Raw genomic sequence first — 14,624 nt, 5'->3', positions numbered from 1 at the left:
CCAAGGGGGGTGTTACCGAAGGACGGCCCGGGCGGGAGCTCCGGCCACCGGGACGATCTCGATCCCGGTGACGCGCTTCGGGCCGGTGACGGCGACGCGCAGCTCGTCGCCGTGCCTGGTGGCGACGGCGAACGTCACGCCGTCCTCGTCGTGCACGCTGGTGGTGCCGTCGCCGCCCCCGAAGGCGACGAGCGTGATCTCCTCCGGCACGGTCACGGTGTCGCCCGCGTCGGTGACGGGGATGAGCGCGCCGTGCCGGACGTACAGGGGGATCTGGTCGAGCGGCTTGGCGGCGGTGACGTACCGGCCGCCGCCCAGGGTGTCGCCGGTCCAGTAGTCGATCCACGTGCCGCGCGGCAGGTAGACCTGGCGGACGCCCTCCGGCGAGGTCATGGGGGCGACGAGCAGGTCACGGCCGAGCAGGTACTCGAGGTCGGCCTGCCAGGCGACCGGGTCCTCGGGGAAGTCCACGCAGAGCGCCCGCATCATGGGCGCGCCGGTGGCCGCGGCCTCGACGGCCGCCGAGTAGAGGTAGGGCATGAGCCGGTAGCGCAGCCTGAGCGCGGCCACGGCCTGCTCCTCGACGGCGGGGAACTCCCACGGCTCGCGGGTGGTCGTGCCGTGCAGGCGGACCAGCGGGGACAGGGCGCCGAACTGGGTCCAGCGGACGTACAGGTCGTCGCTGGGGCGGCCGGTGAAGCCGCCCGCGTCGTGGCTCCAGAACGGCACGCCGGACAGGCCGTGCGCGAGCCCGCCCCTGATCGTGCTGCCCATGGCGGCGTAGCTGGTGTAGGTGTCGCCGTTCCACTGGGCGCTGTGGCGCTGCCCGCCCAGGTACGACGAGCGCGCCCACACGAGGGAGTGCCCGTTGACCTCGCGGGTGACGTCGGCCACGGCGTCGTTGAACAGCAGGGTGTAGACGTTGTGCAGGTCGGTGCCGGTCATGCCGTTGGCGGCGACGGCGTCGGCGGGGACGCCCTCGGCGAAGTCGGTCTTGAAGGCGTCCACGCCCTGGCGCAGCAGGTCGCGCAGCAGGCCCTGGAACCAGGCGACGGCGGCCGGGTTCGTCAGGTCGACGATGCCGCAGGCGGGGAAGGAGCCGTGCCAGCAGTCGGCGACGTACGGCTCACCCTGCTCGTTCTTCAGGAAATATCCGGCTTTGGCAGCCGGCCCGAACGCCGGGCTCAGGTGCGACACGTACGGGTTCATCCACAGGCAGACCTTGAACCCCATCCCGTGCAGCTCGTCCAGCATCCGCTCCGGCTCGGGGAAGTTGACCGGGTCCCACCGCAGGTCCGACCAGTGCCCGTCGCTCTGCCAGTACGTGTCCAGATGCAGCACGTCGCACGGGATCCCGCGCTCCCTGATCGTCCGCGCCCGGTTCAGCACCCGCTCCTGGCTGTCCACGCAGAACCCGGAGGAGATCCAGGTGCCGAACGCCCACTTCGGCGGCAGCGCCGGCCGGCAGGTCAGCCGGTCGTAACGGTCGAGGATCTCCGGCGGCGTCGGCCCGGCGATCACGTAGTAGTCGAGGACGTCGTCGGGCACCACCAGCTGCACCACGCTGTGCGTGGACTGGCAGACGTCGAACTCGCTCGGCGCGCCGCTGTCGAGCAGGACGCCGTAGCCGCGGCTGGACAGGTAGAGGGGGACGTTCTTGTAGGCGCGCTGCGACTCCGCGCCGAAGGCGTCGAAGTTCCACATGAGCGGCCGCTGCCCGCGCTTGTCCAGCCGGGTGAACGACTCGCCGAAGCCGGTGAACGCCTCGTCGGGCGCGGCGGCGAAGCTCTCGTGGTAGGCGACGGCGCTCCCGCCCGCGCTGGAGCGGCCGAACGGCAGCGTGCGCAGCCGGCCGCTGATGTCGGTGTGGCCGCGGTCCTGCTCGACCAGCGTCCGCCCGGCGGCGTCGGTGAAGCGCAGGTGCCACGGGGCGAGCCTGATCTCGGCCCGGAGCGGGCCCGCGTCCACGACGATCGGCTCGCCCGGTGCGACCCCGGCACGGGCCCCTGAGTACGTGCCGGGGTTCACCAGCTCGATGGCCGCCGCCGAGCGGGGGCGGGCCGCCGCGTCCTCCGACAGCCGCACCCGGATCACGCCCTCGCCGGCCACGCCCACCTGGACGACCAGCGTCTCCTCCGCCGTGGTGACCGCCTTGAGCATCACCTCGGCGCCGTCGGCCGCGACCAGTTCGGCCGAGATCACCGCCGACAGGCCGCCCTCGCCTCGCGTACGGACCGGCAGCTCCGGCGGATCCGCGACAAAGTACTCGTGCGCGACCAATGGGGGGCGATAGGGCATGGAAGCTCCTTTGAACGGCTGCGCCAACTCCGTGAGTTAGTTTGGTGCCCATACCAACAAACGTCAACGGTGAGCCGTCCAGGGACGCGGGTTCTCAGGTCGCGGTGGAGATGACCACGCGGCGGTTCTTGGCGCGCCCCGCCGGATGGTCGGAGCCGTCCGGCCTGGTGTTCGGCACGACCGGCTTGGTCTCGCCGTATCCCCGCGCCTTCAGCCGCGACCGTTCGAGGCCGCCCTCGGTCGCCAGCCACTCGACGACCGCTTGGGCCCGCCGCTCGGACAGCGCCTGGTTGTAGGCGTCGTCGCCCTTGGCGTCGGTGTGCCCGTCGACGCTGATCGGCGCGCCCGCCTCCGCCTTCTCCGCGATCTCCCTGACGACGCGCCTGAGCTCGGCGGCGGCCGCGGGCTTGACGGCCGCCTCGTCGAAGTCGAACAGCACGTCGGCCTTGAAAGTGAAGGCGATCGAGTCGTCCCCCTCCAGGACCTCGCTCTCGCCCACCTCGTACGCCTTCAGCTCGGCGGCCGGGATCTCCACCGCGGGCACCTCGACCGCCGGCACCTCCAGCGCGGGCACCTCGACGGCCGGGACGCACTCGTTCCGGTCGTTGCAGGCGCGCGGCCGGATCAGGAAGGGCCGGATGAGGAACGGCCTGATCAGGAACGGGCGGATGATGAACGGCCTGATCACGAACGGCACGATGCCGCCGCCCTTCGGCTTGACCTGGCACACCTCAGGCGTGGAGACGCCTTCGGCGTGCCGCGCCTCGGCCCGCCTCCCCTCGGCCCGGACCGGGTCGAGCTTGATCCCGCCCGCGTTGACGCCGGGTATCTCGACCGGCGGGATCTCCACGGCCGGGATGGACACGGGCGGGATCGACGCAGCGCCGAGGCAGCCGCCGGGGGCCGGGGCGATCTCGGTGCACTGGGCGGGGATGCGCTGCCCGGGAATGTCGACGCCGGGGATGGTGACGGCGGGAACGGTCGTGCCGCCGAGCTTCGCCTCCGGGATGACCACCGGGTCGGCGTGCACGGGCGGGATGTCGATCGCCGGAAGGAGCTTCCCGTTCGGGCAGTGCGCCGGCTCGGGGGCGGTCGTGGTCCGCGTCGCTGCGGTCGGGGTCGGCGCGGCCGGGCCGCCGGACGCCTGGGCGGTCGCGCTGGAGCCGCGCGAGCTCGCACTCACCGGCGGCTGGCGCTCCTCGCCGCCCCCGCCCGTCGCGTCAAGGCCGCACGCGGCCATCACCACGACGAGCAGCAGGGCTAGATCCCGGAGTCGGTCTGCGGCTGCATGAGGCGGCGGGCGGCCTCGGTGACCGAGCCGGACAGCGACGGGTAGACCGCGAACGTGTGCGCGAGCTGGTCGACCGTCAGCCGCTGCTGCACGGCCACCGACACGGCGAGGATCAGCTCGGAGGCGCGCGGCGCCACCACGACCCCGCCGAGCACGATGCCGGTGTGCGGGCGGCAGAACAGCTTGACGAAGCCGTCGTTGAAGCCCTGCATCTTGGCCCGCGCGTTGGTCGCGAGCGGCAGCTTGACGACGTTGGCCTCGATCTCGCCGGCCTCGATCGCCCGCTGCGCCACGCCGACGGCCGCGATCTCGGGGTCGGTGAAGATGTTGGAGGCCACGGTGGCCAGCCGCAGCGGCTGCACCGCCTCGCCGAGCGCGTGCCACACCGCGATGCGGCCCTGCATGGCGGCGACCGAGGCCAGCATGAGCACGCCCGTGCAGTCGCCGGCGGCGTACACGCCGGGCGCGGAGGTGCGCGAGACCTTGTCGACCTTGATGAAGCCGCCCCGGTCGAGCTGGACGCCGGCCTCCTCCAGGCCCATGCCGGAGGTGTTGGGCACCATGCCGACCGTCATCAGCGCGTGCGTGCCCTCGGCCGTGCGGCCGTCCTCCAGCGTGACCACCACGCCGTCGGCGGTGCGCTTGACGGAGGAGGCCCGGGAGCGGCCCATGACGTTCATGCCGCGCCGGCGGTAGACCTCTTCGAGCACCTCGGCGCCGTCGGCGTCCTCGTTGGGCATCATGCGGTCACGGCTGGAGACCAGCGTGACCTCCGAGCCGAGCGAGCGGTAGGCGCCGGCGAACTCGGCCCCGGTCACCCCTGAGCCGACCACGATCAGGTGCTCGGGCAGCTCGTCGAGGTCGTAGAGCTGCCGCCAGGTGAGGATGCGCTCGCCGTCGGGCTCGGCGCCCGGCAGCACGCGCGGCGTCGCGCCGGTGGCCACGAGCACGACGTCGGCCCGGATCGTGCGGTCGCCGGCCCGCACGACCTGCGGATCGACCAGCCGGCCCCGGGCCCTGATGATCTCGACGCCCTCGGCCTCGACCCGGGCCCCGATGTCGGCCGACTGGGCCCGCGCCAGCTCCTTGACCCGCTTGTTGACCAGCGGCAGATCGACGCCGACCGTGCCGGCGTCGCCGTCGTGGCCGCCGTCGAAGGAGATGCCCAGCGAGGGCGCGTCGAGCAGCGCCTGCTTGCGGACGGAGGTCGCGATCAGCGTCTTGGACGGCACGCAGTCGGTCAGCACGCACGCGCCGCCCGGGCCGTCCTGCTCGACCATCGTGACCTGCCCGCCTAGCTGAGCGGCCACCAGCGCCGCCTCGTAGCCGCCTGGTCCGCCACCGATGATCACGATCCTCGTCACCTGTCCATTCTCGCGCATGGTACGGCGTGACATCGAACGGGTCGGCCCTCCAGGCGCTAGTCTTGGCTGCTGTGCCTGTGTACGCCGCCTACGGCAGCAACCTCGATCCAGAGCAGATGGCCATGCGCGCCCCGCACTCCCCCATCCGGGGTGTCGGCTGGCTGCCCGGCTGGCGGCTGACCTTCGGCGGGCACGACCCGGCCTGGGGCGGAGCGCTCGCCACGATCGTCGAGGACCCTGACGCGCACGTGTTCGTCGTGCTCTACGACGTGCCCGAGTGGGAGGAGACCTCGCTCGACCAGTGGGAGGGCGCAGTCCGCGGGGCCTACCACAAGGTGCGGCTGCGGGTCCAGACGCTCGACGGCGACGTTCTCGCCTGGTTCTACGTGCTCGACGGCTACGAGGGCGGCCTGCCCTCGGCCCGCTACCTCGGGAGCCTCGCGGAGGCGGCCGAGCGGGCGGGCGCCCCCGACGACTACGTCAAGGAGCTGCGGGAGCGCCCCTGCACCTCGTTCTGAGCGGTCAGCGCAGCGGCTGGTCCTTGGTCTCGCGCAGCACGAAGACGTAGACCAGCGTGGAGACCAGCGCCAGCGCCGACATGTACCACGGGAAGAGGCCGGGGTTGCCGGCCTCCTGCAGCGCCGTGCCGATGAGCGGAGCAGTTCCGCCGAAGATCGCCACGGTCAGCGAATACGGGAACCCGGCCCCCGCCGCCCGCACCCGGGTGGGGAAGAGCTCGCTGTTCACCGCGGCCGAGACCGAGGTGAAGCAGCCGAGGAAGACCATGCCGACGAGCTGCACGGTCAGCAGGCTGGCGTAGGACGTGGTGAGCAGCCCGAGCAGCGGCACCGGCAGGACCATGAACCCGAGACCGAACGCGATCAGCATCGGCCGCCGCCCGACCCGGTCCGACAACATGCCGAGCAGCGGCTGCAGGACCATGAAGAAGACCAGCGAGACGGTGCCGATCTGGAGCGAGTCCGCCTTGTCGAAGCCGACGGTGATCTGCGCGTACGTCGGCAGGAAGCTGGTCCAGGTGTAGTACGCCACGGTGCCGGCGACCGTGATGCCGACGATGGTGGCCGCCGAGCGCGGGTGGTGCCTGAGGAACTCGAACATCCTGGGCCGCTCGGTCTCGCCGCGCCTGATGTCCTCCGCCACGGCCGAGGTCTCGTCGGCGCCCTTGCGGATCCACAGGCCCACGAGGCTGAACACGGCGCCCACGACGAACGGGATCCGCCAGCCGTAGGAGCTCATGTCGCTCTCGGCGAGGACCGTGGCCAGCAGCGCCGCCAGGCCGGAGGCGAGGAGCTGGCCGATGGTGGTGCTCACGTACTGGAAGCTGGAGAACAGGCCGCGGCGGCCGGGCGGGGCCGACTCCACCAGGAACGTGGTCGCGGCGGCGAACTCGCCGCCCACCGACAGGCCCTGCACCAGCCGGGCGAGGGTCAGGATGACCGGCGCCAGCACGCCGGCGGCCTCGTACGTCGGGGTCACCCCGACCAGCAGCGAGCCCGCGCCCATCAGCACGATGGTGAACGTCATGGCGGACTTGCGGCCGTAGCGGTCGGCGAACGCGCCGACCAGCAGGCCGCCGAGCGGGCGCATGAAGAACCCGACCGCGAAGACCGCGAACGAGCTGAGCAGCGGCACCAGGCTGCTGGCCGCGCCGCTGGGGAAGATCTGGGCGGAGAAGTAGACGGCGAGGAAGGTGTAGGCGTACCAGTCGTACCACTCGACGACGTTGCCGACGCTCGCCGCCATGAGCTGACGGACCCGGCTCTTGGGGATGCCGAGCGGTGATCGCGACAGAGGGGGAGTCGCCACGAAGGCTCCTTTGCTGACATCGGTCAAATATCTCGTTACTCTTTTACTTTCCAGACACAGAGAGGGCAACAGGTGGACGATCTCGACCGGCGCCTGGTCGCCGCCCTCCAAGTGAGCCCGCGCGCGTCCTGGGGTGAGATCGCCCGCGTGGTCGGCGAGCACGAGCGCACGGTCGCGCGCCGCCTCCAGCGCCTCATCGCCGAGGGCGTGGTCCGGGTCACCGCCATCCACGACGACCTCCGCACCGGGCACGGGCGGCCCGCGCACCTGCACGTCCACGTGCGGCCCGGCACCGCGCCCAAGGTCGCCGAGGCCCTCGCCGACCGGCCCGACACGCGCTCGGTCTACGCCCTGACCGGCGCGGCCGACCTCGGCTGCGAGCTGGTCTCGCCGTCGCGGGAGGCCCTGCACCGCACCCTGTCCGCCGAGATCAGCGCCATCGGCGGGGTGCTGCGGACGCGGACGCAGGTCGTCCTCCACACCTTCCGCACCGTCGCCGAGTGGCACGCGCCCTACCTGACCGAGGAGGAGGTCGCCGAGCTGAGCCCGCCGCCGCCCCCGGAGGGGCTGCCCGGCGTCGATCGGCTGACACCTCTGGAGCAGGAGATCGCCGAGCTGCTGACCGCCGACGGCCGCATCGCCTACACCGCCGTCGCCGAACGCCTCGCCGTGTCCGTCCCGACCGCCCGCCGCCGGATCGCCTCGCTGCTGGAGCGGCGGCTGCTGCGGCCCCGCGCCGAGATCGAGCCCGCGCTGCTCGGGCTGGAGGTGGAGGCCATGCTGTGGCTCAAGGTCCGGCCGTACGCGCTGGACCTGGTCGGGCAGCGGCTGGCCGGGCACCCCGACGTGCGTTACTGCGCGGCCACCTCGGGCACGCACTCCCTCGTCGTCCAGGTGGTCACCGCCCACGAGGCCGACCTCTACCGTTTCATGACGGGCGTCGTCGGCTCGTACGACGAGATCGCCGACACCGACCTGACCCTGATCACCCGCGCCTACAAGCGCGGCCACCTCCGCAAGTCCGGACTGCTCACCCTGGAGAAGACGCCATGACATCTGCCGAGTCCCTGTCGCCCGCCGAGAAGGAGGTCGCCGACCTCTGCGTGGAGCTGATCCGCGTCGACAGCAGCAACTACGGGGACGGCAGCGGCCCCGGCGAGCGGGCCGCCGCCGAGGTCGTCATGGCGCGGCTGGCCGAGGTCGGCGTCGAGGCGACCTACGTGGAGAGCGGGCCGGGCCGCGGCAACGTCGTCACCCGCGTGGAGGGCACCGACCCGTCGCTGCCCGCGCTGCTCGTGCACGGCCACCTGGACGTGGTGCCGGCCAACGCCGCCGACTGGTCGGTGGACCCGTTCGCCGGGGAGGTGCGCGACGGCTACATCTGGGGCCGCGGCGCGGTGGACATGAAGGACATGGACGCGATGATGCTGGCCGTGCTGCGCCAGCTCAAGCGCGAGGGCCGCCGGCCGCGCCGCGACCTCGTCTTCGCCTGGGTGGCCGACGAGGAGGCGGGCGGCGTCCACGGCGCCAAATACCTCACCGCCCACCACCCCGAGCTGTTCGAGGGCGTCACCGAGGCGATCAGCGAGGTCGGCGGCTACTCGCTGGAGGTGGACCCGTCGCTGCGGCTCTACCTCATCGAGACCGCCCAGAAGGGCCTCGCCTGGATGAAGCTGATCGCCGACGGCACCGCCGGGCACGGCTCGATGCTCAACGGCGACAACGCGGTGACCGAGGTCGCCCGCGCGGTGGCGCGGATCGGTGAGCACGACTGGCCGCTGACGTACACGCCGACCGTGCGCACCTTCCTCACCGAGGTGGCGGACGCCTTCGGCATCCCGTTCGACGAGGCCGACCCGCGGCCGGTGCTGGACCGGATCGGGCCGCTGGTGCGCTTCGTGGGCGCGACGCTCCGCCACACCGCCAACCCCACCCAGCTCACCGCCGGCTACAAGTCCAACGTCATCCCCGGCCAGGCCACGGCGGTGATCGACGGGCGCTTCCTGCCCGGCTTCGAGGAGGACTTCTTCAAGACGATCGACTCGCTCCTCGGGCCGAAGGTGCGGCGCGAGTCCATCCACCACGACATCGCGCTGGAGACGACGTTCGACGGGGCGCTGGTGGAGTCGATGATCGCGGCGCTGAAGGCGGAGGACCCGACGGCGCGGGCGATCCCCTACTGCATGTCGGGCGGCACGGACAACAAGACGTTCTTCGCCGACCTGGGGGTGCGCGGGTTCGGGTTCGTGCCGCTGCGCCTGCCCGCCGGGATGGACTTCGCGTCGATGTTCCACGGCGTGGACGAGCGGGTGCCGGTGGAGGCGCTGCAGTTCGGCGTTCGGGTACTGGACAGGCTGCTCCTAAACTACTGAGATGTGAGCAAAGACGCATACACCCTGGCCAGTGAGGCCGCCGCGGCGCTGCACGCCGCGACCGGCCTCGACACCTTCGACGTGGCGCTCGTCATGGGGTCGGGGTGGGTGCCCGCCGCCGACGCGATCGGTGAGACGGTGAGCGAGGTCCCGTTCACGGACCTGCCCGGATTCCGGGCTCCGGCGGTGGCCGGGCACGGCGGCAAGATCCGCGTCGTGCGCACCGCCGCCGGCCGGCACGCCCTGGTCTTCCTGGGGCGCACGCACCTCTACGAAGGGCTCGGCGTGGACGCCGTCGTGCACGGCGTGCGCACCGCCGCCGCGGCCGGCGTCCGCACGCTCGTCCTCACCAACGCCGCGGGCGGCCTGCGGCCCGAGACGCAGAACGTCGGCGACCCCGTCCTGATCAGCGACCACATCAACCTCACCGGCGCGAACCCGATCACCGGTACGACCTTCATCGACCTCACCGAGGTCTACTCCAGCCGGCTGCGCGCCCTGGTCCGCGAGGTGGACCCCACCCTCGCCGACGGCGTCTACGTCGCCTTCCGCGGCCCGACGTACGAGACGCCCGCCGAGATCCGCATGCTGCGCACCCTCGGCGGCGACATGGTCGGCATGTCCACCGTGCTGGAGGCCATCGCCGCCCGCGAGGCGAACCTCGAGGTGCTCGGCGTCTCCCTCGTCACCAACCCGGGCGCGGGCCTGGCGGGCGAGCCGCTGAACCACGAGGAGGTCCTGGAGGTCGGCCGCGCCACGGCCGCCCGCATGGGCGTGCTGCTGGCCAAGGTGGTGGACAAGCTGTGAACCTGATCGAGCAGGCACGCGCCTGGCTGGCCCAGGACCCCGACCCCGACACCCGGGCCGAGCTGGCCACGCTGATCGAGCGCGAATACCTCGACGCGCTGCTGGAGCGTTTCGGCGCGAAGCTGGAGTTCGGCACCGCGGGGCTGCGCGGCGAGCTGGGCGCCGGGCCCAACCGGATGAACCGGGTCACCGTCATGCGCGCCGCCGCCGGGCTCGCCGCGGTGCTCGGGCCCGGCAAGCACGTCGTCATCGGCTACGACGCCCGGCACAAGTCCGACGTGTTCGCCCGCGACACCGCCGCCGTGCTGACCGGCGCGGGGCTGCACGCCTCCCTGCTGCCCCGGCCGCTGCCGACGCCCGTCCTCGCCTTCGCCGTCCGTCAGCTGGGGGCCGACGCCGGGGTGATGGTGACGGCCAGCCACAACCCGCCGCGCGACAACGGGTACAAGGTCTACTGGGGCGACGGGTCGCAGATCGTGCCGCCGATCGACAGCCGCATCTCGGCCGCCATCGACGCGGTCGGCCCGGTCGACCAGCTCCCGCTCGGCGCCCCCGGCACGCTGACCGAGCTGGGCGACGGCATCGTGGACGACTACCTCGACGCGGTCACGGCGCTGCCGCTGGGCGACGCCCGCGACCTGTGGGTGGCGTACACGCCGCTGCACGGGGTGGGCGCGGCCACGCTCACGGAGGCGTTCCTGGCCGCCGGCTTCCCTTCGCCGATGTCGGTCGAGGAGCAGCGCGAGCCCGATCCCGACTTCCCGACCGTCGCCTTCCCCAACCCGGAGGAGCCGGGCGCGATGGACCTCGCCGTCGCCCTGGCCGCCGCGCGCGGCGCGGACCTGGTGCTGGCCAACGACCCCGACGCCGACCGGTGCGCGGTCGGCGTGCCGCTGCCCGGCGGCGGCTGCCGCATGCTGACCGGCGACGAGCTCGGCGGCCTGCTGGCCGAGCACGTCATCACGCACACCGCCGGCGACCGCATGGTGGCCACCACGATCGTCTCCTCCACCCTGCTCGGCAAGATCGCCGCCGCGCACGGCGTCCGGTACGGCGAGACGCTGACCGGCTTCAAATGGATCATCAAGGCCGGTCCCGGCCTGGTGTTCGGCTACGAGGAGGCCATCGGCTACAGCGTCGGGTCCGACGCGGGGCTGCCGGTCCACGACAAGGACGGCATCGGGGCCGCCCTGACCGTGGCCGCCGTCGCCGCCGCCGCCAAGCGCGACGGCCGTACGCTGCTGGACCTGCTGGACGACCAGGCCCGCCGCTACGGACTGCACGCGACGACGCAGCTCTCCTTCCGCGTCGCCGAGCTCTCCCTGATCGCCGGCGCGATGGAGCGGCTGCGCGCCGACCCGCCGTCGGAGCTGGGCGGGCGCAAGGTCCTCGGCGCGGACGACCTGGCCGAGGGCGAGGGCGGCCTGCCGCCCACGGACGGCCTGCGCTACCGCCTGGAGGGCGACGCCCGCGTGGTGGTCCGCCCGTCGGGCACCGAGCCCAAGCTGAAGTGCTACCTGGAGGTGGTCGTCCCGGTGACGGGCGAGGTCGCCGAGGCCCGCGCCACGGCCACCGCCGCCCTCAACGCCGTCGGGGCCGATCTCACGGTGGCACTCGGGCTCTGATCTATGGCCATTCGCCATGGATTGAGGTATTTTCGCGACAGATGTACGACCGAACGTTCGGTAGGAGCCGCGATGGACCTCAAGGACCGGGACGCGGACGCGAACCGGCGCATCAGGACGGCGGCGGTGCTGCTGTTCGCCCGGCGCGGCTACGCCGCCACCAGCGTCCGCGACCTCGCCCGCGAGGTCGGCATGACCAACGCCGGCGTCTACCACCACGTGGCGAGCAAGGAGGCCCTGCTCGCCGACCTCATGCGGGGCGCGCAGCAGGGCCTCATCGACGCCACCGAGCACATGCTGCGCGACGTGTCCGCCCCCGCCGACCGCCTGGCCCTGCTGATCAGCTCGCTCACCGCCACCCACGCCCTCAGCCCCATGACGACCCGGGTCATGGACGGCGAGCTCCGCTCCCTGACCCCCGGCTCCCCCGCCCGCGACGAGATCATCGCCCTGCGCGACGCCTACGAGGACCACTGGCGGCGTGCCATCGCCGACGGCGTCGCCGGCGGTGTCTTCCACATCGCCGACCAGCGGCTGACCCGCCTCGCCCTCATGTCCATGTGCACCGGCACCAGCGAGTGGTACCGCCCCGACGGGGACTCCACGCTGGAGCAGGTGTGCGCCGAGTTCGTGACGATCGGGCTGGCCGCCGTACGCTCCTCCGTCCGGGTCGCCGCCGCCCCCGACCTCTCCCTGCTGCCCGCGTTCCCCTGGGAGCCGCCGGATGTCAGAAACGATCCCCCACCTGTTGAGGCAGGCCGCTGACCGACACGGCCGCCGCGAGTTCCTCCGCTTCCCCGGCCACCTCTCGCTGACCTTCGCCGACGCCGACGCCGCCGTGGACCGGCTGGCCGGGGCGCTCGCCGCGCGCGGCGTCCGGCCCGGCGACCGGGTCGCGATCATGCTGGACAACGTCCCCGGCTGGCCGCTCACCTGGCTGGCCACCCTCAGGGCCGGTGGCGTGGCCGTGCCGGTCAACGTCCGCTACCGGGCCGCCGACCTGCGGCACGTGCTGCGCGACTCCGGGGCCGTCGCCACCGTGACCAGCGCGGAGCACGCCCCGCACGTCCCCGGCACGGTGCACCTGTTCGACGCGCTCGACGGCGACGCGCCTCCGCCCGGCGTCGCCGTCACGCCCGATGACGTCGCCAACTTCCAGTACACCTCCGGGACGACCGGCTTCCCCAAGGCGTGCCTGCTCACCCACGACTACTGGGTGCGGACCGCGCGCATCCTCGCCGAGGCCGTACGGGTGCGCGACGACGACGTGCTGATGATGGCGCAGGCGTTCTCGTACATGGATCCGCAGTGGGCGACGCTGGTCTGCCTGGTCGGCGGCATCCCGCTGGTCGTGCTGCCGCGGTTCTCCGCCTCCGGCTTCTGGCCGGCGGCGCGGGAGCACGGGGCGACGCTCACGTACGTGCTGGGCACCATGCCGCTCCTGCTGCACAAGCAGCCGCCCGCCCCCGAGGACCGGGCGAACAGGATGCGCCTCGTGCTCTGCTCCGGCATCCGCCCCGGCCTGCACCGGGAGTTCGAGGAGCGCTGGGGCGCGCCCTGGCGCGAGCTGTACGGCTCCACCGAGACCGGCCCCGACCTGCTCGTCCCGATCGACGACACGGAGTGCGTCGGGACCGGCGCGATGGGCCTGCCGCCGCCCGGCAAGGAGGTCACGCTCGACGAGGAGACCGGCGAGATCCTGGTCCGCGGCGTGCCCATGATGAAGGGCTACTGGAACCATCCGGAGGCCACCGCGACGGCCTTCCGCGGCGGCTGGTACCACACCGGCGACCTCGGCGTCCGCGACGCCCGCGGGCAGATCGCGCACGCCGGGCGGATCAAGGACATGGTCCGCAGGGGCGGCGAGAACATCTCGTGCGCCGAGGTCGAGAGCGTGCTCACCCAGCATCCGGCGGTGCTCCAGGCGGCGCTCGTGCCGATCCCCGACGAGCTGTGGGGCGAGCTGCCGAAGGCGTTCCTCCAGCTCCGCCCCGGCCACGCCGCCGACGCGGCGACCGCCATGAGCGTGGCCGAGCACGCCCGGCGGCGGCTGGCCCGGTTCAAGGTGCCCGCCTACGTCGAGTTCGTCGAGGGGTTCTCGCTGACCCCGTCGGCCCGCATCGAGAAGCGCCACCTGCTCCCGCCCGGCCGCGACCAGCGCGCCGCCCCCGCCATCCCCGTCCTTCCTGAGGAGAGCCGATGATCGAGGTAACCGTCCGGGACGAGGTGGCCGTGATCACTCTGGCCCGCCCCGCCAAGCTGAACGCGCTCACCGCCGCCATGCGCGCCGACCTCGCCGCCGCCGTCCGCGAGCACGGCGGGAGCGGCAGGGGCATCGTGGTCACCGGCACCGGCCGGGCGTTCTCGGCCGGCGAGGACCTGCACGAGGCCACCGGGCGCTCGCTCGTCGCCGAGGTGGAGCTGTTCCACGACATGACGAGGGCGGTGCTGGAGAGCCGGGTGCCGGTCGTGGCCGCCGTCAACGGCCTGGCCGTGGGCGGGGCCGCCGAGTGGACGCTGTGCTTCGACGCCCGGATCGGCGTCGCGTCGGCCGAGTACTTCTTCCCCGAGAACCACCTCGGCCTGTCGATCTCGAACGCCGCCAGCCTGCTGCTCCCCCGCCTGGTCGGCGGCGGCCGGGCGCTGCGGCTGGTGCTCGACTCGGTCCGGCTGGGCGCGGCCGACGCGCTCGCCGCCGGCCTGCTGGACGAGCTCGTCGCCCCGGAGGCGCTGGTGGAGACGGCCGTGGCGCGGGCGCGGCGCTGGAGCGAGCCCGGCACCGCGACCGCCGTGCACCTGGCGTTGCTGCGCCCGCCGGCCGCCGAGGTCGAACGGGCCTTCGCCGCCGAGACCGCGGCCGCGGAAGAGGTCGAGGCGAGCGGCATCGCCCAGGCGGGCATGACCCGCTTCGTCGAGTCGAAACCCTCCAGGGAACGCTGACCGCCGGGGCCGCGGCGGCCAGGGGACGCAGGGGCCTCAGGGGCTCAGGGACGCAGGGGCCTCAGGGGCTCAGGGACCCAGGGGCCTCAGGGGCTCAGGG

The 14,624-nt window shown here is 73.0% G+C and carries 12 protein-coding genes; 8 read left to right on the top strand and 4 right to left on the bottom strand.

Annotated elements, in window-relative coordinates; translation table 11 throughout:
• Positions 1-12 precede the first annotated feature (12 nt).
• The 3 genes from Nocox_RS05270 to Nocox_RS05260 all read right to left on the bottom strand — a co-directional run bounded on the left by Nocox_RS05270 (position 13) and on the right by Nocox_RS05260 (position 4,953).
• Complete coding sequence (locus Nocox_RS05270; protein ID WP_026214430.1) at positions 13-2,298, bottom strand: TIM-barrel domain-containing protein; 2,286 nt, start codon at positions 2,296-2,298, stop codon at positions 13-15.
• Positions 2,299-2,392: 94 nt separating this feature from the next.
• On the bottom strand, positions 2,393-3,481 hold the full coding sequence (locus Nocox_RS05265; protein ID WP_157383111.1) for an OmpA family protein: 1,089 nt from the start codon (positions 3,479-3,481) through the stop codon (positions 2,393-2,395).
• A gap of 77 nt (positions 3,482-3,558) precedes the next feature.
• Positions 3,559-4,953, bottom strand: coding sequence for an NAD(P)H-quinone dehydrogenase (locus Nocox_RS05260; protein ID WP_020543714.1), 1,395 nt, complete (start codon positions 4,951-4,953; stop codon positions 3,559-3,561).
• Positions 4,954-5,024: 71 nt separating this feature from the next.
• Between Nocox_RS05260 and Nocox_RS05255 the strand changes: the two genes are divergently transcribed.
• Entirely contained in the window at positions 5,025-5,471 is a 447-nt protein-coding gene (locus tag Nocox_RS05255) for a gamma-glutamylcyclotransferase family protein (protein ID WP_020543713.1), read from the top strand.
• 4 nt (positions 5,472-5,475) lie between these two features.
• Here Nocox_RS05255 and Nocox_RS05250 read toward each other — a convergent pair whose 3' ends face one another.
• Positions 5,476-6,780, bottom strand: a complete 1,305-nt coding sequence (locus Nocox_RS05250) for an MFS transporter (RefSeq protein ID WP_026214428.1) — start codon at positions 6,778-6,780, stop codon at positions 5,476-5,478.
• A gap of 72 nt (positions 6,781-6,852) precedes the next feature.
• Here Nocox_RS05250 and Nocox_RS05245 point away from each other — a divergent pair, with 72 nt between their 5' ends.
• From Nocox_RS05245 to Nocox_RS05215, 7 genes are all read left to right on the top strand, one after another.
• Positions 6,853-7,833, top strand: a complete 981-nt coding sequence (locus tag Nocox_RS05245; RefSeq protein ID WP_020543711.1) for an Lrp/AsnC family transcriptional regulator — start codon at positions 6,853-6,855, stop codon at positions 7,831-7,833.
• Complete coding sequence (locus Nocox_RS05240; protein ID WP_020543710.1) at positions 7,830-9,152, top strand: M20/M25/M40 family metallo-hydrolase; 1,323 nt, start codon at positions 7,830-7,832, stop codon at positions 9,150-9,152. The genes Nocox_RS05245 and Nocox_RS05240 overlap by 4 nt, the downstream gene beginning before the upstream one ends.
• Positions 9,153-9,155: 3 nt before the next feature.
• Positions 9,156-9,959 (top strand): purine-nucleoside phosphorylase, encoded by an 804-nt coding sequence (locus Nocox_RS05235; RefSeq protein WP_020543709.1) that lies wholly within the window; start codon positions 9,156-9,158, stop codon positions 9,957-9,959.
• Positions 9,956-11,584, top strand: coding sequence for a phospho-sugar mutase (locus Nocox_RS05230; RefSeq protein WP_020543708.1), 1,629 nt, complete (start codon positions 9,956-9,958; stop codon positions 11,582-11,584). Before Nocox_RS05235 ends, Nocox_RS05230 begins: the two co-directional genes overlap by 4 nt.
• A gap of 72 nt (positions 11,585-11,656) precedes the next feature.
• Positions 11,657-12,349 carry a TetR/AcrR family transcriptional regulator gene (locus Nocox_RS05225; RefSeq protein WP_020543707.1) on the top strand — a complete coding sequence of 231 codons (693 nt, stop codon included), beginning with the start codon at positions 11,657-11,659 and terminating at the stop codon, positions 12,347-12,349.
• Entirely contained in the window at positions 12,309-13,787 is a 1,479-nt protein-coding gene (locus tag Nocox_RS05220) for an AMP-binding protein (RefSeq protein WP_157383110.1), read from the top strand. The genes Nocox_RS05225 and Nocox_RS05220 overlap by 41 nt, the downstream gene beginning before the upstream one ends.
• Complete coding sequence (locus tag Nocox_RS05215) at positions 13,784-14,524, top strand: enoyl-CoA hydratase/isomerase family protein (RefSeq protein WP_020543705.1); 741 nt, start codon at positions 13,784-13,786, stop codon at positions 14,522-14,524. The genes Nocox_RS05220 and Nocox_RS05215 overlap by 4 nt, the downstream gene beginning before the upstream one ends.
• Positions 14,525-14,624 lie beyond the last annotated feature (100 nt).

It is taken from the genome of Nonomuraea coxensis DSM 45129 (genome assembly GCF_019397265.1).
Taxonomy (GTDB): Bacteria; Actinomycetota; Actinomycetes; order Streptosporangiales; family Streptosporangiaceae; genus Nonomuraea; species Nonomuraea coxensis.
Note: the sequence above shows the minus strand (reverse complement) of the source record. Positions and strands in the feature narration are given on the sequence as shown.